At 71.9% G+C, this 20557-nt stretch carries 23 protein-coding genes; 12 read left to right on the top strand and 11 right to left on the bottom strand.

The genetic code is table 11. The annotated features are described in order from the left end of the window. Window positions 1-28 precede the first annotated feature (28 nt). Complete coding sequence (locus tag OHA68_RS38365; protein ID WP_327104629.1) at window positions 29-1183, bottom strand: RtcB family protein; 1155 nt, start codon at window positions 1181-1183, stop codon at window positions 29-31. Between the two features lie 105 nt (window positions 1184-1288). Between OHA68_RS38365 and OHA68_RS38360 the strand changes: the two genes are divergently transcribed. The 3 genes from OHA68_RS38360 (at window position 1289) to OHA68_RS38350 (ending at window position 3504) form a co-directional block, all read left to right on the top strand. Beyond that, a complete protein-coding gene (locus OHA68_RS38360; RefSeq protein ID WP_327104628.1) occupies window positions 1289-2083 on the top strand; it encodes a phosphotransferase in 795 nt (264 codons plus the stop codon). Window positions 2084-2170: 87 nt separating this feature from the next. Beyond that, window positions 2171-3160, top strand: a complete 990-nt coding sequence (moaA, locus tag OHA68_RS38355) for a GTP 3',8-cyclase MoaA (RefSeq protein WP_189140467.1) — start codon at window positions 2171-2173, stop codon at window positions 3158-3160. Between the two features lie 86 nt (window positions 3161-3246). Next, window positions 3247-3504, top strand: coding sequence for a DUF6457 domain-containing protein (locus tag OHA68_RS38350; RefSeq protein ID WP_189140468.1), 258 nt, complete (start codon window positions 3247-3249; stop codon window positions 3502-3504). Between the two features lie 313 nt (window positions 3505-3817). Here OHA68_RS38350 and OHA68_RS38345 read toward each other — a convergent pair whose 3' ends face one another. After that, a complete protein-coding gene (locus tag OHA68_RS38345; RefSeq protein ID WP_189140469.1) occupies window positions 3818-4132 on the bottom strand; it encodes a DUF3099 domain-containing protein in 315 nt (104 codons plus the stop codon). Window positions 4133-4231: 99 nt separating this feature from the next. On the opposite strand from OHA68_RS38345, the gene OHA68_RS38340 reads away from it, so the two are divergent. After that, entirely contained in the window at window positions 4232-4444 is a 213-nt protein-coding gene (locus OHA68_RS38340; protein WP_189140470.1) for a dodecin, read from the top strand. A 53-nt stretch (window positions 4445-4497) separates the two neighbouring features. Further along, complete coding sequence (locus OHA68_RS38335; RefSeq protein WP_327104627.1) at window positions 4498-5508, top strand: linear amide C-N hydrolase; 1011 nt, start codon at window positions 4498-4500, stop codon at window positions 5506-5508. 100 nt (window positions 5509-5608) lie between these two features. On the opposite strand, the gene OHA68_RS38330 is transcribed toward OHA68_RS38335, so the two are convergent. Then, window positions 5609-6979 carry a metallopeptidase TldD-related protein gene (locus OHA68_RS38330; RefSeq protein ID WP_327104626.1) on the bottom strand — a complete coding sequence of 457 codons (1371 nt, stop codon included), beginning with the start codon at window positions 6977-6979 and terminating at the stop codon, window positions 5609-5611. Further along, window positions 6979-8472 (bottom strand): TldD/PmbA family protein, encoded by a 1494-nt coding sequence (locus tag OHA68_RS38325; protein ID WP_327104625.1) that lies wholly within the window; start codon window positions 8470-8472, stop codon window positions 6979-6981. Before OHA68_RS38325 ends, OHA68_RS38330 begins: the two co-directional genes overlap by 1 nt. A 77-nt stretch (window positions 8473-8549) precedes the next feature. Here OHA68_RS38325 and fabG point away from each other — a divergent pair, with 77 nt between their 5' ends. Further along, entirely contained in the window at window positions 8550-9245 is a 696-nt protein-coding gene (gene fabG, locus OHA68_RS38320; protein ID WP_189140473.1) for a 3-oxoacyl-ACP reductase FabG, read from the top strand. Window position 9246: 1 nt separating this feature from the next. Beyond that, on the top strand, window positions 9247-10011 hold the full coding sequence (gene fabI, locus OHA68_RS38315; protein WP_189140474.1) for an enoyl-ACP reductase FabI: 765 nt from the start codon (window positions 9247-9249) through the stop codon (window positions 10009-10011). 8 nt (window positions 10012-10019) lie between these two features. Here the strand turns inward: fabI and OHA68_RS38310 are convergent, their stop codons facing one another. Next, a complete protein-coding gene (locus OHA68_RS38310; protein ID WP_327104623.1) occupies window positions 10020-10880 on the bottom strand; it encodes a chromosomal replication initiator protein DnaA in 861 nt (286 codons plus the stop codon). Between the two features lie 126 nt (window positions 10881-11006). Next, window positions 11007-11954: an aldo/keto reductase gene (locus OHA68_RS38305; RefSeq protein WP_189140476.1), complete on the bottom strand. Its 948-nt coding sequence runs from the start codon at window positions 11952-11954 to the stop codon at window positions 11007-11009. 64 nt (window positions 11955-12018) lie between these two features. Between OHA68_RS38305 and OHA68_RS38300 the strand changes: the two genes are divergently transcribed. The 5 genes from OHA68_RS38300 to mshC are packed head-to-tail and all read left to right on the top strand — an operon-like array spanning window position 12019 to window position 15932. Then, a complete protein-coding gene (locus tag OHA68_RS38300) occupies window positions 12019-12705 on the top strand; it encodes an MSMEG_4193 family putative phosphomutase (protein ID WP_189140477.1) in 687 nt (228 codons plus the stop codon). A 9-nt stretch (window positions 12706-12714) separates the two neighbouring features. Further along, window positions 12715-13263, top strand: coding sequence for a DUF3090 domain-containing protein (locus OHA68_RS38295; RefSeq protein WP_327104622.1), 549 nt, complete (start codon window positions 12715-12717; stop codon window positions 13261-13263). Beyond that, a complete protein-coding gene (locus OHA68_RS38290; RefSeq protein WP_189140479.1) occupies window positions 13260-14024 on the top strand; it encodes an SCO1664 family protein in 765 nt (254 codons plus the stop codon). The genes OHA68_RS38295 and OHA68_RS38290 overlap by 4 nt, the downstream gene beginning before the upstream one ends. Before the next feature lie 23 nt (window positions 14025-14047). After that, complete coding sequence (locus tag OHA68_RS38285) at window positions 14048-14698, top strand: NRDE family protein (RefSeq protein WP_327104621.1); 651 nt, start codon at window positions 14048-14050, stop codon at window positions 14696-14698. 10 nt (window positions 14699-14708) lie between these two features. Continuing rightward, window positions 14709-15932, top strand: coding sequence for a cysteine--1-D-myo-inosityl 2-amino-2-deoxy-alpha-D-glucopyranoside ligase (gene mshC, locus OHA68_RS38280; protein WP_327104620.1), 1224 nt, complete (start codon window positions 14709-14711; stop codon window positions 15930-15932). Between the two features lie 188 nt (window positions 15933-16120). Here mshC and OHA68_RS38275 read toward each other — a convergent pair whose 3' ends face one another. The 5 genes from OHA68_RS38275 to OHA68_RS38255 are packed head-to-tail and all read right to left on the bottom strand — an operon-like array spanning window position 16121 to window position 20556. After that, the gene (locus OHA68_RS38275) at window positions 16121-17083 is read right to left on the bottom strand and encodes a UDP-glucuronic acid decarboxylase family protein (RefSeq protein ID WP_327104619.1); all 963 of its coding nucleotides are present in this window, start codon (window positions 17081-17083) and stop codon (window positions 16121-16123) included. Next, window positions 17080-17952, bottom strand: coding sequence for a glycosyltransferase family 9 protein (locus OHA68_RS38270; RefSeq protein ID WP_189140483.1), 873 nt, complete (start codon window positions 17950-17952; stop codon window positions 17080-17082). Before OHA68_RS38270 ends, OHA68_RS38275 begins: the two co-directional genes overlap by 4 nt. Beyond that, a complete protein-coding gene (locus tag OHA68_RS38265; protein WP_189140484.1) occupies window positions 17943-18617 on the bottom strand; it encodes an SDR family oxidoreductase in 675 nt (224 codons plus the stop codon). Before OHA68_RS38265 ends, OHA68_RS38270 begins: the two co-directional genes overlap by 10 nt. Beyond that, the gene (locus OHA68_RS38260) at window positions 18614-20011 is read right to left on the bottom strand and encodes a PfkB family carbohydrate kinase (protein ID WP_327104618.1); all 1398 of its coding nucleotides are present in this window, start codon (window positions 20009-20011) and stop codon (window positions 18614-18616) included. Before OHA68_RS38260 ends, OHA68_RS38265 begins: the two co-directional genes overlap by 4 nt. Beyond that, the gene (locus OHA68_RS38255) at window positions 20008-20556 is read right to left on the bottom strand and encodes a D-sedoheptulose-7-phosphate isomerase (RefSeq protein ID WP_327104617.1); all 549 of its coding nucleotides are present in this window, start codon (window positions 20554-20556) and stop codon (window positions 20008-20010) included. Before OHA68_RS38255 ends, OHA68_RS38260 begins: the two co-directional genes overlap by 4 nt. Between the last annotated feature and the right edge of the window lies 1 nt (window position 20557).

Genomic DNA, 20557 nt, shown 5'->3' with positions numbered 1-20557 from the left:
AGGACCGGCCGACGACCTTACCGCCGGCTCAGCCCTTGTAATTGAACACCTGCCGCAGCGTGTGCTGAACCGTCACCAGGTCCTTCTGGTCCTCCATCACGCGGTCGATCGGCTTGTAGGCCTCCGGGTGCTCGTCCACCAGCGCCCCGGCGCGGTCGGCGTTCCACGTACGGCCCCGCATCGCCGCCTTCAGCGACGTCGCCGACAGCTCCCGCTTGGCCCTGCTCCGCGACATCCGGCGGCCCGCCCCGTGCGCGCACGAGTTGTAGGACAGCGGGTTGCCCCGGCCGCTGACGATGTACGAGCGCGTCCCCATCGAGCCGGGAATGACGCCCTCGTCGCCACGGTCGGCCTTGATCGCCCCCTTACGGGTGATCCAGAGCTGCTTGTCGTCGTGGGTCTCTATCTGGGTGAAGTTGTGGTGACAGTTGATCGTACGGACCCGCGTGCCGTGGCCGACGACCCTGAACAGGGCGTTGATCAGCACCTTGTCCATGCGGGCGCGCGAGGCCATCGCATAGTGCTGCGACCACAGCATGTCGGCGATGTAGGCGTCGAACTCCGGCGTGCTCTGCACCAGATAGGCCAGGTCCGGGTCCTCCAGGCCGACCGCCTGGTGCTTCATCAGCTTCTTGGCGTCCGCGATGTGCCGGGTCGCGAGCTGGTTGCCGATGCCGCGCGAGCCGGAGTGCAGCACCGTCCAGACCCGCTCCCGCTCGTCCAGGCAGACCTCGACGAAATGGTTGCCGGAGCCGAGGGTGCCGAACTGCCGCGCGACCGTCGTCTCCTGCTTGCCGGTCAGCGCGGTGTGCGGGCGGCCGAGCTCGTCCAGCGCGCGATCGACGGACGGGTCCTCGTGCCCCTTGCCTACACCGGCCGGAATCCGGCGCTCCACCAGCCGCATCAGCGCCTCCAGCGTGTCGGGCAGGTCGGCGGCGGTGAGCGTGGTCTCGGTCGCGACCATGCCACAGCCGATGTCGACGCCGACGGCGGCCGGAATGATCGCTCCCTCCGTGGGGATCACCGAGCCGACGGTCGCGCCGATGCCCACGTGCGCGTCCGGCATGAGAGCGACATGACCGGACACGATCCGCATCCGGGCGGTGCGCGCGGCCTGCATGACCGCGTGCTCGTCGATCTCGCTGGCCCACGACAACAGGTTGGGTGCGGGCTGGTTCGGCATGGGAACTCCTCGTTCGTCCTTGATCCAAGTCTGCCGCCGCGCCGGGTAAATGCCCACTCATTTATCTCCGTCGCGCGCTTTACGCCCGCCTCGTACGATCGGTCCGTGACGCGACAGGAGGAGATTCTCACCGGCGGGGGAGTCAACGAGGTCGTACGGATCGGCGCCACCGTGCGGCGGCCGGTGGGGCCGTGGACGCCCGCCGTGCACGGCCTCCTCGGCCATCTCGCCGCCCGGGGCTTCACGGGCGCGCCGCGGGCGCACGGCGTGGACGAGCGCGGCCGCGAGATCCTCGACTTCGTGCCCGGCGTCGTGGGGCACTACCCGGCGCCCGGATACGTGTGGCACGACACCGCCCTGCGCGGGCTGGCCACGCTGCTGCGCGGCTACCACGACGCCACCGCCGGGTTCCTGCCCGCCGACGGCGCCACCTGGTATTTTCCCGCCCGGGAGCCCGCCGAGGTGATCTGTCATGGCGATGTCGCGCCGTACAACTGCGTGTTTCGCGACGGCCTGCCGGTCGCGTTCATCGACTTCGACACCGCGCACCCGGCCCCGCGCCTGTGGGACGTGGCCTACGCCGCCTACCGGTTCGTCCCGCTCAGCTCAGCCGTCGGCGGCGGGGAGCTCGACGGCAACGGTGAGGCGGCGTTGCCCGTGGCCGAGCAGGCGCGGCGGCTGCGGCTGCTGTGCGACGCCTACGGCCTGGCCGTCCATGATCGGCGGGTGCTGCCGGAAGCGGTCGTCGAGCGGTTGCACGCGCTGGTGGCGTTCATGCGCGAGCGGGCGGCGGCGGGCAGCGCCGCCTTCGCCGGCCACCTCGCCGACGGCCACCATGAGCTCTACCTTCGCGACGCCCGGCACGTCGCCGCGCACGCCCGGCAGTTGCGCCCCGAGTGAGCAGTATCTGCGGTGTATACCCGTTTTGGGACAGGCGGGCTGGGAGACATAGGCTGGCCGTCTGAGAACGACAGGAGGTGACGCCCCATGTTGCGAGACTCGTTCGGACGGGTGGCGACGGATCTGCGGGTGTCCCTCACGGACAAGTGCAATCTGCGCTGCTCCTACTGCATGCCCCCCGAGGGACTCGAGTGGCTGCCCAACGCGCAACTCCTCACCGCGGACGAGATCGTCAGGCTGGTGACGATCGGCGTCGAACGGCTCGGCATCCAGGAGGTGCGCTACACCGGCGGCGAGCCGCTGCTGCGCCGCGAGCTCGTCGACATCGTCGGCCGGACCACCGCGCTGCGGCCCCGGCCGCAGGTGTCGCTGACCACCAATGGCATCGGCCTGGCCCGCGTCGCCGCCCCGCTGGCCGCCGCCGGACTGGACCGGGTCAACGTCTCCCTCGACACCCTCGACCGCGACACCTTCAAGCGGCTCGCGCACCGCGACAGGTTCCCCGACGTGATCGCCGGCCTGGCCGCCGCCCACGACGCCGGTCTGCGCCCCGTCAAGGTCAACGCGGTGCTCATGCGCGAGGTCAACCAGCACGAGGCCGTACCGCTGCTCCGCTACTGCCTGGAGCAGGGCTACGAGCTGCGGTTCATCGAGCAGATGCCGCTCGACGCCCAGCACGGCTGGAGCCGCGACACCATGGTCACGGCCAACGAGATCCTCAAGCTGCTGTCGGCCTCGTTCGACCTGACGGCCGACGACCAGGAGGAGCGCGGCAGCGCCCCCGCCGAGCGGTTCCTGGTCGACGGAGGCCCCGGCAGGGTGGGCGTGATCGGCTCGGTCACCCGGCCGTTCTGCGCCGCCTGCGACCGCGTACGCCTCACCGCCGACGGGCAGATCCGCAACTGCCTGTTCGCCACCGAGGAGTCCGACCTCAAGGCCGCGATGCGCGCGGGCGCGAGCGACGACGAGCTGGCCGAGCGGTGGATCGCCGCCGTCACCCGCAAGAAGGCCGGCCACGGCATCGACGACCCCAGCTTCCTCCAGCCGTCCCGCCCGATGTCGGCGATCGGCGGCTAGCAGCCGGGGACGGGCCCCCGCGCGTCTGCCCTGAGGTAAACCTGGTTCGACACTGCGACACTGGGGACGATCTCGAGGAGGCTCGTATGAACGTATTGGCCGAGTGGACCGCGCTGGCCTGCAAGGAGCTGGGCGTGGACCCCGCCCGGGTGGACCGGGACCTGGTCCTGGAGCTGACCAAGGAGGTGGCGCACGGGGTGGCCAGGCCGGCCGCGCCGTTGACGGCCTATCTGCTCGGGCTGGCCCAGGGAGCGGGCACCGCGCCTGACGACGCGGTGGCGCGGCTGACGACGCTGGCCGGCAACTGGAGCCAGGCCACGAAGGAGACACTGACCGACAGCTGACATTTGCGCGAACTGTCGCTGTCAAGCCCCGCCCGAACCTGAACGTTTCCTGTGAAATGTGGGGAAGGCGGGGTGTAAACGATTTCGGGAAAGCGGCCCTATCCGACTGCGCCCTGTAACGAGACAGATCATTTAGATCTACGTTTTGCCCGGAAAAGGGGCAACGCCGGGTGGTTACGGGGGCAAACCACCCGGCGTCGCTTCATCGGCGTTCCGACGGGGGCCCGGAACGCCGGCACCAGCGCTCCGACGGGGGACCGGAGCGCTTGTCTAAAGCGTACACCTACAACCCGTGGGATGCGTCAAGACTTAGTCACGACCCGATCTCGCGTCGGTGCATCGGTATCTCACTTTGGTCATCTCCAGGGCTGTGAAAGGTGGGAGGAGGGGCGTCCGCGCCTCTCTCATTGGCTCCGATTACGGCTATGTATGGCAAAAGAACTGCGCCCGCGATGAACAGCATGCGGTAGGGCCACGGCAGGGGCAGCACCACCGCCAGGATCAGGCAGATCGTGCGGATCCCCATCTTGATGAGGTAGCTGATCTCGCGCCGGTGGATGTCCGCGGTCAGCGACGGCCTGGCATCCGTGACCTGGTGGACATCTTTGTTCCTGCGCCAACCTTTCATACTTCCCACGGTAGACCTCGGACGAACCGCCCATGACGGCGCTCCCGTACATCGGCGCAGGTCATGCGATCATGGCCGTGGAGTAAGGAGGATGTGGAGATGACGGATCGCACATACCGAGTGACCGAGATCGTCGGCACGTCGGCGGAGAGCGTGGAGCAGGCCATCCGCAACGGGGTCAGGCGGGCCTCCGAGACGCTGCGGCACCTCGACTGGTTCGAGGTGACCGAGGTACGCGGCCACATCGAAGGGGGAGAGGTGGCGCACTTTCAGGTCGGCCTGAAGGTGGGGTTCCGGCTGGAGGACTCCTAGACATCTGGGGCTACCTGGGTGACAGATCAGGCGTCAGACGACAAACTGCGACTATGCGCAGCCGTACGGCGGGGGTGTTGTCGGCACTGCTCGTCCTCATCATGCCCGCGGTCATGGCCTGCTCGGGGCGGACACCCGCAGCTCAGCACCCGGCCCAGGAGTCCGCGGACGAGCAGGGGTCAGGGGTGTTACGCCAGAACTCCGACGAGATCGCGCGCACGGTGCGCAGCCTGCGGCAGGTGGACGACCTGCCGCTCTACGAGATGACCTACCACGGCGACTACGACGCCGAGGCGCCGCTCACCGACCCGGAGCTCGCCCGCCGCGACGACGACTGGGCCTGCTCGCTGTTCGTCCGGGGCACCGAGTTCGGCAGGAACTTCGACTGGGACCCGAACCCGGCCATGGTGGTGCGCGTCAGCCCGTCCGGTGGTTACGCCTCGCTGTCGCTGTCGGACGTCTCGTACGTGCTCGACGGCGGCGCGCCCGACCTGAAGGACGCCGCCGACCGGCGGCGGCTCGGGCACGCGGTGCTCCTGCCGTTCGACGGCATGAACGACCAGGGCCTCACCGTCGGCCTGGCCCAGGTGCCGGACGCCGAGCTGCCCGCCAGGACGCCGGGCCGCACCCTGGTGGGCACCACGCGCATCATCCGGCTGATGCTCGACCGCGCCGCCACCGTGGACGAGGCCGTCGCCCTCATGCGCCGCTACGACGTGGAGTTCACCGACGGGCCGCAGGTGCACTATCTGATCGCCGACCGGTCGGGCCGGTCCGTGGTCGTCGAGTACGGCGGCGGCAGGCTGCACGTCATCGACGACCGGATCCTCACCAACATCACCATGGCCGGCGCCGACCGCCGCACCCGGATGGCCGACTCGCGCTACGGCACCCTAACCAAGGGCATCGGCACCGAGACCGACGCCCTCGACCTGTTGCGCCAGGTGGCTCAGCCGCACACCCGCTGGTCGATCGTCTACGACATGAAGGCGGGCACCGCCCGGCTCGTCACCGGCCAGCGGTGGAGCCGGGTGCACGAGCTCACCGTCGGCCCGCCCGGCTGACCGCCGGCGGGCGCCAGGCGGCCTGGCCGGCCGTCAGGCAGGTGCCAGGCGGCCTGCTCAGCTCGCCTGGCCGACCCTCGGCATGCGGTCGGCGACTCGCTCAGCTCGCCTGGCTGACCGTCGACATGTTGAAGTCGGGCACCCGTACGGCGGGCATGACGGTGCGGGTGAAGTAGTCGCCCCACTCGCGGGCCAGCGTCTGCTCGGCCGCGCCGATCTCCGTCAGGCGGCCCAGCAGGTCGACCGGGCTCTCGTTGAACCGGAAGTTGTTCACCTCGCCCACCACCTCGCCGTGCTCGACCAGGTAGACGCCGTCCCGGGTCAGGCCGGTCAGCAGCAGCGTCTGCGGGTCGACCTCGCGGATGTACCACAGGCAGGTGAGCAGCAGGCCGTGCTCGGTGGAGGCGATCATCTCCTCCAGGGAGCGGCCGTCCTCCGGCCCCTTCATGATCAGATTGTCGACGGCGGGCGTCACCGGCAGGCCGCTCAGCTCGGCCGAGTAGCGCGTCTGCAGCAGCGCCTCCAGCCGGCCGTCCTTGATCCAGTCGGTCGCCGCCAGCGGCAGCCCGTTGTCGAACACCGAGCTCTCCCGGCTGGAGGAGTGCGCCATGACGAACGGCGCGCAGCCGATGCCGCTCGCCGCCGGGTCGCTGGCCAGCGTCACCGGCAAGGTGGCCAGCCGCTCGCCCACCCGGGTGCCGCCGCCCGGCTTGGCGAAGACCGAGCGGCCGTCCACGGCGTCCCGGGCCTGCGCCGACCAGAACAGGTAGACCATCAGGTCGGCCACCGCGCTCGGCGGGATCAACGTCTCGTAGCGGCCCGCCGGCAGGTCCACCCGGTTCTTGGCCCAGTCGAGGCGCCGGGCCAGCGAGGCGTCGAGCACGGCCACGTCCACGTCGGTGAAGTCTCGGGTGGCCACCCCGGTCCACGCCGAGCGCTTGAGGTCGGCGGACTTGGCGTTGAGCTCCAGCCGCCCGGTCGGCTGGTCGTGGCGCAGCCGCAGGCCGGTGGAGCTGCCGAGGAAGGTCGAGGTCAGCGTGTGCTCGGCGAAACCGTACAGCTTCCTGCCGCCGGCCTTGGCGGCGGCGAAGGCCTCGCCGAGCGCGGGCGCGAAGCTCTGGAACACCTCGATGTCGGTGGGCGTCACCGGCGCGTCCCAGCCCGCGCTCGCCGGCCCGCCCTCGACCAGCGGCCGGGCGTCCTCGGCCGGCTGCGCGTCGCGGGCGGTGGCGTCGGCGGCGGCGACCACGTCGGCGAGCTGCTCGGGGCGCACGGCCGCGCGCGAGACGACGCCCACGCCCTGTCCCGCGATCGAGATCACGGTGAGCCGGCTGGAGCGGGCCACGCCGTTGGTCGTCAGGGTGTTGCCGGCGAAGCGCAGGTTGGCGGTGGACTCCTCGTCCACCAGCACCACGCATCCGTCGGTCGTGGAGAGCTCCAGGGCCCTTTCCACCATCTCCTGGGGAGTCATCACTTACCACCCTCCTGAACGGTGTTGAGGATCCGGACGCGCCTGAACAGCGCGGAGGGGCAGCCGTGGCTGACCGGCGCGACCTGGCCGGGCTGGCCCTTGCCGCAGTTGAAGGCGCCGCCCAGCACGTAGGTCCCGGGGCCGCCGACGGCCTCCATGGACTGCCAGAAGTCGGTCGTCGTCGCCTGGTAGGCGAAGTCGCGGACCTGCCCGGCGAGCCGGCCGTGCGAGATCCGGTACGCCCGCTGACCTGTGAACTGGAAGTTGTAGCGCTGCATGTCGATCGACCAGCTCTTGTCGCCGACGATGTAGAGGCCCCGCTCGACGCCGGAGATGAGCTCCTCCGTGGCCGGCCCGTCCGGGTCGGGCGCCAGCGAGACGTTGGCCATCCGCTGGATCGGCATGTGCCCGGGGGAGTCGGCGAAGGCGCAGCCGTTGGACCTGCCGAGGCCCTTCATCAGCGCCATCCGGCGGTCGAGCTGGTAGCCGACCAGGATGCCGTCCTTGACGATGTCGAAGCTCTGCCCCTGGACGCCCTCGTCGTCGAAGCCGACCGTGGCCAGCCCGTGGGTGACGGTCCTGTCGCCGGTCACGTTCATCGACGAGGAGCCGTAGACCAGCTCACCGAGCTGGTCGAAGGTGGCGAAGCTGGTGCCGGCGTAGGCGGCCTCGTAGCCGAGCGCCCGGTCGAGCTCCGTGGCGTGCCCGATCGACTCGTGGATCGTCAGCCACAGGTTGGACGGGTCGACCACCAGGTCGTAGTCGCCCGCCTCCACCGACGGGGCGGCGAGCTTCTCCGCCAGCAGCTCCGGCAGCTTGGCCAGCTCGGCCGCCCAGTCCCAGCCGGTGCCGGTCAGGTATTCGTAGCCGCGGCCCACCGGGGGCGCGATCGTCGACATGTCGTCGAACCCCGACGCGGAGGCCTTCATCGCGTTGAGCTTCGGATGCACGCGTACGCGCTGCTGGGTGGTGACGGTGCCGGCCGTGTCGGCGTAGAACTTCTGCTCCTTGACCTGCAGCAGCCGGGCCGAGACGTGGTCGGCGCCCTTGAGCAGCCCGGCCGACCAGTCGGCCAGCAGCGCGACCTTGTCGGCCGAGGGCACCTCGAACGGGTCCACGTCGTAGTCCGACACCCAGGTGACGTCGGCGTGCACGGGCTCGGGCGCGAGCTCGATGGGCTCGGTGTTGATCGGCGCGCTCACCTCGGCGACCCGCACCGCCTGCTCGGCGACCCGCACGGCCGCCTCAGGAGTCAGCTGGATGCCGGAGGCGAACCCCCAGGTGCCGTTCTTGACGACCCGGACGGCGTAACCCAGGTCGTCGGCGTCGGAGGCACCCTCCAATCTGGTGTCGTAGAGGCTGAGCGTCTCGGCTCTGACACGCTCCAGCCGGAAGTCGGCGTGCTCGGCCCCCAGCTCACGGGCGCGTTGCAGGGCGGCGTCCGCGAGCCGCCTGAGCGGCAGCGCGAGGAAATCGGCATCGATCTGGCGCATGTCCACGATCCTAGCGCCGTGATCTTGTCTCCCCCGGACAAGCGGATACCGGCGGGTAGGAGATAGCGTCGTCTGTCATGGCACGCTCTGTACTCGTCACCGGAGGCAATCGCGGCATCGGCCTCGCGATCGCCCGCGAACTCGCCGCGACCGGCGACTCCGTCGCCGTCACCTATCGATCGGGAGAGCCGCCGGACGGCCTGTTCGGGGTGAGGTGCGACGTGACCAGCATGGCCGACGTCGAGGCCGCCTTCGACAAGGTCGAGGCCGAGCAGGGCCCGGTCGAGGTTCTGGTCTCCAACGCCGGCATCACCAAGGACACCCTGCTGGCGATGATGAAGGAGGACACCTTCACCGACGTCATCGACGCCAACCTGACCGGCGCCTACCGCGTCGCCAAGCGGGCCATCCGGCCCATGATGAAGCTCAAGCGCGGCCGGGTCATCCTCATCTCCTCGGTCGTCGGCCTGTCCGGCCAGGCCGGGCAGACCAACTACGCCGCCTCCAAGGCCGGCCTGGTCGGCTTCGCCCGCTCCATGGCCCGCGAGTACGGCTCGCGCAACATCACCGTCAACGTGGTCTCACCCGGGTTCGTGGCCACCGACATGACGGCCGACCTCGACACCGAGGCCATCGTCAAGAACATCCCGCTGGGGCGGCAGGCGACCCCCGGCGAGGTGGCGCGCGTCGTCCGCTTCCTGGCGAGCGACGACGCCTCCTACATCACCGGGGCCGTGATCCCCGTCGACGGCGGACTCGGAATGGGGCACTGACATGGGCATTCTCGAAGGTAAGCGGATCTTGGTGTCGGGTGTGCTGACCGACGCCTCCATCGCGTTCTCGGTCGCCAAGCTGGCCCAGGAGGAGGGCGCCACCGTGGTGCTCACCGGGTTCGGCAGGCTGAGCCTGGTCGAGCGGATCGCCAAGCGGCTGCCGGAGAAGGCGCCGGTGCTGGAGCTCGACGTCCAGAACACCGAGCATCTCGACAGCCTGGCCACCCGCGTCGGCGAGCACGTCGACGGCCTCGACGGCGTGGTGCACTCGATCGGCTTCGCGCCGCAGACCGCCCTCGGCGGCAACTTCCTCAACACCACGTGGGAGGACGTCGCGACGGCCCTGCACGTGTCCACCTACTCCTACAAGTCGCTGGCGGTGGCCTGCCTGCCGCTGATGAAGCAGGGCGGCGCGGTCGTCGGCCTCGACTTCGACGCCAGCAGGGCCTGGCCCGTCTACGACTGGATGGGCGTGGCCAAGGCCGGCCTGGAGTCCTGCAACCGCTACCTCGCCCGCGACCTGGGCAAGCACGGCATCCGCGCCAACCTGGTGGCCGCCGGCCCGCTGCGCACGATGGCGGCCAAGTCGATCCCCGGCTTCAAGGAGTTCGAGGACAGCTGGCCGGAGAAGGCCCCGCTCGGCTGGGACCTGTCCGACACCCTGCCCGCCGCCAGGGCGTGCGTGGCGCTGATGTCCGACTGGTTCCCCGCCACCACGGGCGAGATCGTGCACGTGGACGGCGGCGTCCACGCGATCGGCGGCTAAGCCGCTGCTCAGGCCAGGCGGTGGCGGCTGTTGCCCTGCCTGGCCGGCTCGAACGGGATCGAGTCCGGCTGCTCGCTGCGCTGCTTGCGCTGCTGCACGATGCGGGTGGCCAGCACCGCCGTGGCCAGCAGGATGATGGTCAGCGCCGTGCCGACGACGTCCGAGGCGGGGGCGCTGGGCCGCAGGATGCGCTGCTTGTGCACCGGCAGCGCCAGCTCATCGGCGAACGGGTTGGGCCACAGCAGGTCGAAGCGCAGGTCCTCGGGGTCGGCCCGCCGCTCGGCGACCGGCTTGCGCTCCTGCAGCGTGTGCGGCTGGGTGTCGGGCGGCGTGCCGGCGTCGGTGGGCGCCACCTCGGCGTACTCACGGTCGTCGCGAGCCGTACGCTCGGCGTCCGGCGAGGGGGTGGTCGTGTCCGACTGGCGCGGCTCCGCCGTGGGGGCGGGGGTGGGGGTGCCGTCGGGCACCTCGTGGTCCTCGCAGGCCAGCACCGGCAGGCAGATCTCGCTGAGCGTCTCCGGCAGCAGCTCTGTCCGCCTCGGCTTGGCCGAGGGGCTGGGCCGGGGCGAGCGCAGGTCCGGCCCGGAGGAGGGCCGCGACGTCGGCACCGCCTCGCCGACCTTGCCGAGCACGGTGTCGGTGGTCTTGTCGAGCCCCTTGGTCACGGGCTCGGTGAGGCCGCCGGTCAGGTCGTCGACCGTGCCGGTGACCGCGTCGAGGGTGTCGCACAGGCCGTCGGTCACTCCCGAGAGCAGGCCGCCGCCGCGCTCGCAGTCCCCGGCCAGGGCCGTCGCGGGCGGCGCGGCCACCGCGACGGTCGCCAGCGCTACCGCGAGAATCCCGGCCGAGATCGCGGTCCTGCTCCCCATCCGTCCCCTCCTGCGTAGCCTTCGGAGGAAATCCTGATGGACTGGGCCATATGATGCAGGCGATTTCCCGCTAAAGTTGCGATTCGGTATCGACTAGTGATACGCGAGTGCGGCTCTCGTTGGCCGTCAGTCGGGCGACGACACATCATCCAGAGCCTCTCGGATCTCTATCGGCAACACTATGTCCTCGGCGAGGAGCGTGCCCTTGAGTTGGGCGAGTGTGCGGGCGCCGACGATGGCCGAGGACACGCCGGGCTGGTCGCGCACCCAGGACAGGGCCACCGCCAGCGGCGAGACGCCCAGCCCTTCGGCGGCGGTCATCACCGACTCCACCACCCGCCGGCTGCGCTCGTCGAGGTAGGGGCGGACGAACTCGGCGAAGTGCGGGGTGGCCGCGCGTGAGTCGGACGGGATGCCGGTGCGGTATTTCCCGGTCAGCACGCCCCTGCCGAGCGGTGACCAGGCCAGCACGCCCACGCCGGTGTGCTGGGCGGCCGGCAGCAGCTCACGCTCGGGATCGCGGGCCAGCAGGGAGTATTCGGCCTGGACGGCCGTGACCGGGATGCGGCCGGGGATCGCCCGCTGGGTCACCGCCGCGGCGGCGAGCTGCCAGCCGGTGTAGTCGCAGACGCCCGCGTAGATGGCCCGCCCCGAGGAGACGATCGCGTCCAGCGCGGCCATGGTCTCCTCCAGCGGCACCTCGGAGTCGTAGGTGTGCAGCTGCCACAGATCGACGTAGTCGAGGCCGAGCCGGTTGAGCGAGTCGTCGACGGCGGCGATCAGGTGCCGCCTGGAGGCGTCGCGCGGCCTGCGGCCCAGCGGCGTCACCACGGCCTTGGTGGAGATCACCAGCTCCGTGCGCGGCACCGAGTCGCGCATCAGGCGGCCGAGCAGCCGCTCGGCGTCGCCGCCGGTGTAGACGTCTGCGGTGTCCACCAGCGTGCCGCCCGCGTCCATGAACGTGCGCAGCTGGGCCGCCGCGTCGTCGGCGTCGGTGTCACGCCCCCACGTCATCGTGCCGAGGCCCATCCGGGACACCGACAGGCCGCTGCGGCCGACATAGCGCTGCTCCATGATCCCGCCAGGTTACCGTCCAGGCGGGGGAAACGCCGTGATCCACGCCTGAGACACTTGTCGGGTGACCACCCTGCTTCTGGCCCGCCACGGGCTCACCGACCTCACCGGGCCGGTCCTGGCCGGCCGCACTCCCGGTGTCCATCTCAGCCAGGCGGGCCTGGCGCAGGCGGCCGCCCTGGCCGAGCGGATCGCGGCCGTCCGGCTCGACGCCATCGTCTCCAGCCCCCTGGAGCGCTGCCAGGAGACGGCCCAGGCCGTCGCCGCGGGGCGTGGCATGACGGTGACGACGGACGAACGGTTCCTGGAGTGCGACTACGGCTCATGGACCGGCCGCGAGCTGAAGGAGCTCGCCAAGGAGCCGCTGTGGGGGAAGGTGCAGGCGCATCCGAGCGCCGCGACCTTCCCCGAGGGCGAGTCGATGGCCGCGATGCAGCACCGGGCGGTCGCCGCGGTCCGGGAGTGGAATAGCCGCCTGGGGGAGAAGAGTGTCTACCTGGCGTGCAGTCATGGGGATGTGATCAAGGCGATCGTCGCCGACGCGCTGGGACTCCACCTCGATCATTTTCAGCGGATTACAGCTGATCCGGCAGCCCTCACCGTCATTCGCTATGCCCCCTTGCGCCCCTTTATTCTCAGGCTTAACGATATGGGGGAATTGGCGCTCCCCGAGGATTCGGAGGAGAAAGACGGGGGAGAAAACACCACCGGGAGCGATGCCGCCGTCGGCGGCGGGCCCGGAACCACGTAAGGTCAGGCTATGCCGGTCTTCGACTACGACCCACCAGAGAGGTTCGTGGCAGGCGCCCTCGGGCAGCCAGGTGCGCGCGCCTTCTTTCTGCAGGCCAGGGCCGAGGGCAGACTGACCACCGTGGCGCTGGAGAAGCTCCAGGTGGCCGCGCTCGCGAGCAGGCTGGACGAATTGCTGGACGAGGTGCTGCGGCGCAGCGGTGGCGCCGCCCAGGTGCCCGCCATGGCGCCGGCCGATCTCTCCGACGACGCCCCCCTCGAAGCGCCCCTGGCGGAGGACTTCCGGGTCGGCACCATGGCGCTGGCCTGGGACCCCGACACCTCGCAGGTGGTCATCGAGGCGCAGGAGGTCATCGACGAGGAGGACCTCGAAGCGCCCGAGCCCGCGATGCTGCGGGTGCGGATCAGCGCCGGGGCCGCCCGCGCGTTCACGCAGCGGGCGCTCAAGGTCGTCGCGGCCGGGCGCCCGCCGTGCCCCTTGTGCGCGCAACCCCTGGACGCCGGGGGACACGTCTGTGTCCGCCTCAACGGCTACCGCGGAGGTGAGGCGGCTTCATGACCGCTCCCGAGAGCGAGCCTGTGACCAGGTCCGCGCCCCCGTCGGCCATGGATGAGGAAGAGACCCTCAAGCTGCTGCGCGACGGCACCCTGGAGGTGGCCGGCCGCCTGGTCGAGGCCACCAACATGACCCTCTACTGCTCGGTCAAGCTCGGGACGCGGAGCGCGGCCTGCGTCTACAAGCCGGTGCGCGGCGAGCGTCCGCTGTGGGACTTCCCCGACGGCACCCTGGCCGCCCGCGAGGTGGCCGCCTTCGAGGTGTCCCAGGCGACCGGCTGGCACATCGTGCCGCCCACGGTCTACCGCGAGGGTCCGTTCGGGCCCGGCATGTGCCAGCTCTGGATCGACACCGAGCGTGAGGTCGACCTGATGCGGCTGGTGCGCAGCCGCAACCCGGTGGTGCGCCGGATGGCGGTGTTCGACGCGGTGGTCAACAACGCCGACCGCAAGGGCGGCCACCTGCTGCCGCTGCCCACCGGCCACGTCTACGGCGTCGACCACGGCGTCTGCTTCGCCGCCGAGGACAAGCTGCGCACGGTGCTGTGGCAGTGGCGGGGCAAGCCGCTGGCCCGCGAGGCGGTGGCGGTGCTCGCCAAGCTGGAGCGCGACCTGGAGTCCGGCTCGCTCGGCCGCAGGCTGCGCGACCTGCTCACGCTGGCGGAGGTGGAGGCCACCTGGCAGCGGGTGCGCCGGCTGCTCGACACCGGCGTGCATCCGTCCCCCTCGGAGGGCTGGCCTGCCATCCCCTGGCCACCCATCTAAACCGGTTTTGTACGCTTTGCCCCATGTGCACGGTGATCGTGAAAACAGGGCAGCCGCTCACCCTGATGGGTGTGCGGGACGAGTTCACCGATCGGCCCTGGGAGGGCCCCGGGGAGCACTGGCCCGATCATCCGGGCGTGCTCGGCGGCCTGGACCTCAAGGCGGGCGGCACCTGGCTCGCCGTGGACCCCGCCGCCCGCCGCGCGGCGGCGCTGCTCAACGGGCACGGCCGCGCCGCACCCGAGACGACGAAGATCTCCCGCGGCGGGCTGCCGCTGCTCGCCGTGACCGCGGGCGACCTTCCCGAGCTGGACCTCACCCGCTACGACCCCTTTCATCTGGTGCTCGCCGACCTGGCCCGGACACGGCTGTACAGCTGGGACGGGGAACGGCTCGCCGTCAGTGAGCTGCCCGAGGGCACCAACATGATCGTCAACACCGGGCTGGACCCGGCGAACGACCGCATCGCCGCCTTCCAGCCGAGATTCGCCGGCGACACCGACTGGCGAGAGCTCATCACCGATCCGCCCTCCGCCGACCCCGCCGCGCTGATCGTCCGGCACGAGCTCCCCGACGGCCGCGTCTTCGCCACCCTCTGCGTCACCCTGCTCACCCTCACCCCAGACGGCGTGAACTACGACTTCACCGACATGACATCTGATCAGGACGGATAGGCTCAAAGACATGAGATCGTGGTCCGCCCCCAACGTCCCCCCACTGCCCGGCGTGAGCGTCCCGCTGCGGCTCTACGACACGGCGGCCCGCCAGGTGCGGCAGAGCGATCCCGGGCCGGTCGCGACGATGTACGTGTGCGGGATCACCCCCTACGACGCCACCCACCTGGGCCACGCCAACACCTACCTCGCCTTCGACCTGGTCGGCCGCCTGTGGCGGGACGCGGGCCACGAGGTCCACTACACGCAGAACGCCACCGACGTCGACGATCCGCTGCTGGAGCGGGCCGAGCAGACCGGCGTCGCCTGGCAGAGCCTGGCCGAGCGGGAGATCGAGCTGTTCCGCACGGACATGGAGGCGCTGCGCATCCTGCCGCCCCGCGAGTACGTCGGCGTCACCGAGGTCATCGACCGGGTGGCCGGGCTCATCACCGAGCTGGCGGCCAAGGGCGTCACCTACACCCTCGACGGCGACGTCTACTTCAGCGTCGCCGACGCCCCCAAGTACGGGCAGGTGTCCGGCTACGACGAGCAGACGATGCTGACCCTGTTCGGCGAGCGCGGCGGCGACCCCGACAAGCCCGGCAAGCGGCACCCGCTCGACTGGCTGCTCTGGCGGGCCGAGCGGCCCGGCGAGCCCGCGTGGGACTCCCCGCTCGGCAGGGGCCGGCCCGGCTGGCACGTCGAGTGCACCGCGATCGCCCTGGACAACCTGGGCGCCGGCTTCGACGTGGCCGGCGGCGGCACCGACCTGATCTTCCCGCACCACGAGTGCGGCGCGTCCGAGGGGCACGCCGCCACGGGGGAGTGGCCGTTCGCCAAGTTCTACACGCACGCGGGCATGGTGGCGCTCGACGGCGAGAAGATGTCGAAGTCCAAGGGCAACCTGGTGTTCGTCTCCAAACTGCGGGCCGAGCACGACCCGATGGCCGTCCGGCTCGTCCTGCTCGCCCACCACTACCGCGAGGACTGGGCCTACACCCCCGACCAGCTCACCGCGGCCGAGGCCCGGCTGGAGCGCTGGCGGGCGGCGACGGCGCTCGCCGCCGCCCCGCCCGCGGACGAGCTGCTGGCCGGGGTCCGCGAGCGGCTGGCCGACGACCTGGACGCGCCCGGCGCGCTGGCCGCGATCGACGCCTGGGCGGCGCGGGCGACGGCCGGCCAGGGCACGGACGCCTCGGCGCCCGGCCTGGTCCGCGACCTGGCCGACGCGCTCCTCGGCCTGAAGCTCTGACCGGCCGGCGCCGGCCCGAAGAGGCGCGCCCGCACCCACCGGCTGGACCGAGGTCCAGCCGGCGGCGCGGGCGGGGTGTCCGGCGGGCGCCGCGGGCGCGGGGTCAGGCGGTCCCGCGGCCGGCTGGGCGGTGAGAGCGCGGGGTCAGGCGGGTCCCGCGGCCGGCCGGGCGGTGAGAGCGCGGGGTGTCAGGCGGGTGCCGCGGTCAGCCGGCGGTAGCCCTTCAGCTCCGTCGCGAACCACTCGATGGTCCTGCGCAGCCCCTCCCGCGCGGGCACCCGAGCCTGCCAGCCCAGCCGCTCGGCGGCCAGCGTGGTGTCGGGCCTGCGCACCCGGGGATCGTCGGTCGGCCGGTCGATGAACTCGATCGGCGACGACGACCCGCTCAACTCCTTGATCATCCTGGCCAGTTCCAGCATGGTGAGCTCGTCCGGGTTGCCGATGTTCACCGGGCCGTCGAAGCCGCTCCCGGCCATGGCCATGATCCCCTGCACGGTGTCGTCGACGTAGCAGATCGAGCGGGTCTGCGAGCCGTCGCCGGTGACGGTGATCGGCTCGCCGAGCAGGGCCTGCCGGATGAAGGTCGGGATGGCCCGGCCGTCGAAGGGCCGCATCCGGGGCCCGTAGGTGTTGAAGATCCGCACGATGCCGGTGTCGGTGCGGCGCGAGTGCCGGTAGGCCGTGGTCAGCGACTCGGCGAAGCGCTTGGCCTCGTCGTAGACGCTGCGCGGGCCGACCGGGTTGACGTTGCCCCAGTACGTCTCGCGCTGCGGATGCTCCAGCGGGTCGCCGTACACCTCGCTGGTCGAGGCGAGGACGAACCTGGCGCCCTTCTCCCTGGCCAGGCCGAGCGCGTGCAGCGTGCCGACGCTGCCGACGCGCAGCGTCTCGATCGGGTAGCGCAGGTAGTCGGCCGGCGAGGCGGCCGAGGCGAAGTGCAGCACGAGATCCAGCCGGTCGGGCACGTGGACATACCCCGTCAGGTCGCACTCGATGATGCGGAACGACGGCCGGTCGATCAGATGCTCCACATTGCGCGGGCCACCGGTGAGGAAGCTGTCCATGCAGACCACGTCCGCCCCCTCTGCCAGCAGCCGCTCGCACAGGTGGGAGCCGAGGAACCCGGCTCCGCCGGTGACAAGCGCCTTCATGACGTTACCTCCATAGCGGCATCGACGACTTCGGAAACTTCGATCTTCAGCAGGCCCGGATCGATCCGGGCCCCGTGCGGGTCCCCCTTGCGGCCCGCCCACAGGGCCACGTGCCGCCAGCCAGGTGGCGGCCCCCACAGCGCCGGTGACACCGGCCCGAACAGCACCACCGACGGCACGCAGAACGCGGTGGCCAGGTGCGCGACGCCGGTGTCGCCGCAGACGACCAGCCGGGCCCGGCTGACCAGCTCGATCAGCCGGGCGAGGTCGGTGCGACCGGCCAGCATCCGCTCGTCCGGCAGCCCGGCCAGCTCGGCCACCCGCCGGGCCAGCCCCACCTCCTCGGCGTTGCCGGTGACGACCACGTCGTCCAGTACCGAGGCGACCGCGGCGAAGCGCTCCGGCGGCCAGCGGCGGGCCGGGAAGGCGGCGCCGGGATGCACGATCACCGGTCCCGTCCTGTCCGAGATGCCCAGGGTCAGGTCTTCCGGGTCGGTGGCGATGCCGTACCACTCCAGCAGGTCGCACCAGCGCCGCACCTCGTGCACGCCGTCCCGCCACGGCGGCCCCACGCCGTGGCTGATCAGCGTGCCGGGTCCGGTACGGCGCAGCGCGTCGATGCTCTGCGGGCCCTTGCCGTGCAGGTTGACCGCGAGGTCGGGCCGCTCGAACGGCACCGGACCCGGCCCCGACACGTCGAGGCGGTCGTCCACCGCGCCGATCAACGGCAGCAGCGCGTCCAGGCCGGCCGGGCAGGCGAGCGTGACCCGGTGCTCGGGAAAGGCCTGGCGCAGCGCGCGCAGCGCCGGAACGGCCGTGAGCAGGTCGCCCAGCCCCAGCCCGCGCAGCGCCAGCAGCTCTAGGGCCATGACGTCTCCGTGTCCGGGCAGATGACGAGCTCCCTGATCTCGCAGCCGACGGGCCGGCCGAGCGCGAACACCACGGTCGCGGCGACGTCGGCGGGGTCGTTCAGGCCCGCTTCCGGGCCCGGCCTGTACTGTTCGGCCCGGCCGTCGAAGAAGGCGGTGCGCATGCCGCCGGGCACCAGCAGGGTCACCCCCACCTCACCGCGCAGCTCCACCGCCAGCGCCCTGGTGAACCCGACGACGCCGAACTTGGACGCGCTGTAGGCGGAGGCGTCGCTCAGCGGGCGCAGGCCCAGCGTGGACGCGCAGGTGACGACCCGGCCGCGGGTCCGTTTCAGGTACGGCAGCGCCGCCCGTACGACCGCGGCCGTGCCCAGCAGGTTCACCTGGATCACCCGTTCCCAGTCGTCGGCGGGCACGTCCTCCAGCCGGCCGCACGCGTCGATGCCCGCCGCGGTGACCACGGCGTCGAGGCCGCCGGCCCGCTCGGCCAGCTCCCGCACCGCCCGCTCGGCCTGGCCCCGGTCGGCCAGGTCGGCGGTGACGTGCTCGAAGCGCTGGTCGCCGGCGCGCACGTCGACGACCAGCGGCCGCCAGCCCTCCTTCTCGACGGCCTCGGCGGTGGCCAGGCCGAGCCCGGAGGCGCCGCCGGTGATGAGAACGTTCATCGGATCTCCCTGATCACATTGGTGGTCGAACGTCCCGGCAGCAGGCTCAGCACGACCGTGTGCGCGCCCAGCCGGTCCAGGACCTCGGTTTCGGGCAGCTTTCCGCCCGCGTAGTCGCCGCCCTTCACCCACACGTCGGGGCGGAGCAGCTCGATCGCGCGGGCGGGGGTGTCCTCGTCGAACACCAGTACCGCGTCCACGCAGCTCAGCGCGCGCAGCACCTCGACCCGGTCGAGGGCGTCCACGACCGGTCTGCTGCGGCCCTTGAGCCTGCGGACCGAGTCGTCGGAGTTGACGCAGACGACCAGTGCGTCGCCCAGCGCCCGGGCCCGCCGTAGCAGGCTGACGTGCCCGGCGTGCAGCAGGTCGAAACAGCCCCCGGTGGCGATCAGCCGGCCGCCGGAGGCCCGGGTCAGCTCGGCCACCTCGACCGCGCTGCGCGGCCGGTCGCCGAGCTGCTGCTCCTGGACGCGGACCGCGGCGGCGCCGCCGCGCTGGACGAAGCGGGAGGCCTCGCCCACCCCGAGGGTGACCGCCTCCCGCACGGTCGCCCCGGCGCGCAGCGCCAGCGCCGCGGCGCTCGCCAGCCGGTCGCCGGCTCCGCACACGTCCTGGCCGCCGGCCTGTACGGGGGCGGGGATCTGGGTGAGCGAGCCGTCGGCCAGCGCCAGCGCCGCGCCGCGGGTGCCCAGCGTGACGGCCACCGCCCCGGCCCGCAGCTCCCGCACCAGGCGGCGGGCCGCCCGGTCGGGGCCGGGGTAGGGGGCGGGGCAGAGCAGCTCGGCCTCCGCCTCGCTCGGCGTCAGCAGCGTGCACCCGGCCACGGGCCGGTCGCCTCGGGGGTGCGGGTCCCAGACGATCGGCACGCCGCGGCCGGGCAGCAGCGCGCGCGCCAGCCGGGCGACGCCTCTGCCGTAGTCGGCGACCAGCACCGCACCGGCCCTGGCCACCGCCTCGGCCGCCTTGGCGTGCTCGGGGGCCTGGCCGACGGTGCCGTCGCCGGTGTCCAGGCGCAGCAGTGTCTGCCCCCTGGCCCTGATCCTGGTCTTGTGCACGGTGCCGCCGCGCAGCGGGAGCCGTACCAGATCCAGCTCGTCCGACAGCAGGCCGCACAGGCGGCGGCCGGCCGGGTCGTCGCCGATCGCGGTGATCAGCACCACCTCGGCGCCGTCGCGGGCGGCGAGCAGCGCCGCCAGGCCCGCGCCGCCGGGGCGGGCGTGCTCGGCGGCGACGTCCACCACCGGGACGGGCGCGTCCGGGCAGAGCCTGTCGGTGTCCCCCTCGACGTCCACATCCAGCAGCGTGTCGCCGATGACCACGAGCGGCCCCAGTACGGGCCGGCCCCTGCCCGGGGCGCCGTGGCGGAGGTCCGCGCTCCGCCGCTGACCCGTCACAGCGCCTCCTCGACCGCGTCGCAGAGCATGTGGATCATCGCCAGATGCACTTCCTGTACGGTCGCCGCGTCGTCGGCGGGCACGGCGACCGTCTCGTCGCAGAGGCCGGCCAGCGGGTTCGGCGCCGGGCCGGTCAGCGCCCACGCGAGGATGCCGTGCTCCTGGGCCGCGCGGGCGGCGGCGAGCACGTTGGCGCTGACGCCGCTCGTCGACAGGCACACCAGCACGTCACCGGGGCGGCCGTGGGCGCGCACCTGCCTGGCGTAGACCTCCTCGGCGCCGAAGTCGTTGGCGATCGCGGTCATCGAGGAGCTGTCGGCGTGCAGCGGGATCGCCGCGTACGGCGGCCTGTCGGCCCGGAACCTGCCGACCAGCTCGGCCGTCAGATGCTGGGCCTCCGCCGCCGAGCCGCCGTTGCCGCAGGCCAGCAGCCTGCCTCCGGCCGACAGCACGCCCGCGAGCTTTCCTCCCCAGGCGCGAACCGTGACCGCGTGGACGTCGACCTGGGTCAGGGCGGCGCGGAGCTTGCGCAGATGCGTGTCCATG

It is taken from the genome of Nonomuraea glycinis (assembly GCF_035920485.1).
In the GTDB taxonomy this organism is placed as follows: Bacteria; Actinomycetota; Actinomycetes; order Streptosporangiales; family Streptosporangiaceae; genus Nonomuraea; species Nonomuraea glycinis.
This window is presented reverse-complemented; position numbering and strand designations above follow the sequence as displayed.

Coding starts and splice junctions, on each gene's coding strand:
- OHA68_RS38365 (WP_327104629.1), bottom strand. CDS start 1,183: ATGCCGAACCAGCCCGCACCCAACCTGTTGTCGTGGGCCAGCGAGATC.
- moaA (WP_189140467.1), top strand. CDS start 2,171: ATGTTGCGAGACTCGTTCGGACGGGTGGCGACGGATCTGCGGGTGTCC.
- OHA68_RS38350 (WP_189140468.1), top strand. CDS start 3,247: ATGAACGTATTGGCCGAGTGGACCGCGCTGGCCTGCAAGGAGCTGGGC.
- OHA68_RS38345 (WP_189140469.1), bottom strand. CDS start 4,132: ATGAAAGGTTGGCGCAGGAACAAAGATGTCCACCAGGTCACGGATGCC.
- OHA68_RS38340 (WP_189140470.1), top strand. CDS start 4,232: ATGACGGATCGCACATACCGAGTGACCGAGATCGTCGGCACGTCGGCG.
- OHA68_RS38335 (WP_327104627.1), top strand. CDS start 4,498: ATGCGCAGCCGTACGGCGGGGGTGTTGTCGGCACTGCTCGTCCTCATC.
- OHA68_RS38330 (WP_327104626.1), bottom strand. CDS start 6,979: ATGACTCCCCAGGAGATGGTGGAAAGGGCCCTGGAGCTCTCCACGACC.
- OHA68_RS38325 (WP_327104625.1), bottom strand. CDS start 8,472: ATGCGCCAGATCGATGCCGATTTCCTCGCGCTGCCGCTCAGGCGGCTC.
- fabG (WP_189140473.1), top strand. CDS start 8,550: ATGGCACGCTCTGTACTCGTCACCGGAGGCAATCGCGGCATCGGCCTC.
- fabI (WP_189140474.1), top strand. CDS start 9,247: ATGGGCATTCTCGAAGGTAAGCGGATCTTGGTGTCGGGTGTGCTGACC.
- OHA68_RS38310 (WP_327104623.1), bottom strand. CDS start 10,880: ATGGGGAGCAGGACCGCGATCTCGGCCGGGATTCTCGCGGTAGCGCTG.
- OHA68_RS38305 (WP_189140476.1), bottom strand. CDS start 11,954: ATGGAGCAGCGCTATGTCGGCCGCAGCGGCCTGTCGGTGTCCCGGATG.
- OHA68_RS38295 (WP_327104622.1), top strand. CDS start 12,715: ATGCCGGTCTTCGACTACGACCCACCAGAGAGGTTCGTGGCAGGCGCC.
- OHA68_RS38290 (WP_189140479.1), top strand. CDS start 13,260: ATGACCGCTCCCGAGAGCGAGCCTGTGACCAGGTCCGCGCCCCCGTCG.
- OHA68_RS38285 (WP_327104621.1), top strand. CDS start 14,048: ATGTGCACGGTGATCGTGAAAACAGGGCAGCCGCTCACCCTGATGGGT.
- mshC (WP_327104620.1), top strand. CDS start 14,709: ATGAGATCGTGGTCCGCCCCCAACGTCCCCCCACTGCCCGGCGTGAGC.
- OHA68_RS38275 (WP_327104619.1), bottom strand. CDS start 17,083: ATGAAGGCGCTTGTCACCGGCGGAGCCGGGTTCCTCGGCTCCCACCTG.
- OHA68_RS38270 (WP_189140483.1), bottom strand. CDS start 17,952: ATGGCCCTAGAGCTGCTGGCGCTGCGCGGGCTGGGGCTGGGCGACCTG.
- OHA68_RS38265 (WP_189140484.1), bottom strand. CDS start 18,617: ATGAACGTTCTCATCACCGGCGGCGCCTCCGGGCTCGGCCTGGCCACC.
- OHA68_RS38255 (WP_327104617.1), bottom strand. CDS start 20,556: ATGGACACGCATCTGCGCAAGCTCCGCGCCGCCCTGACCCAGGTCGAC.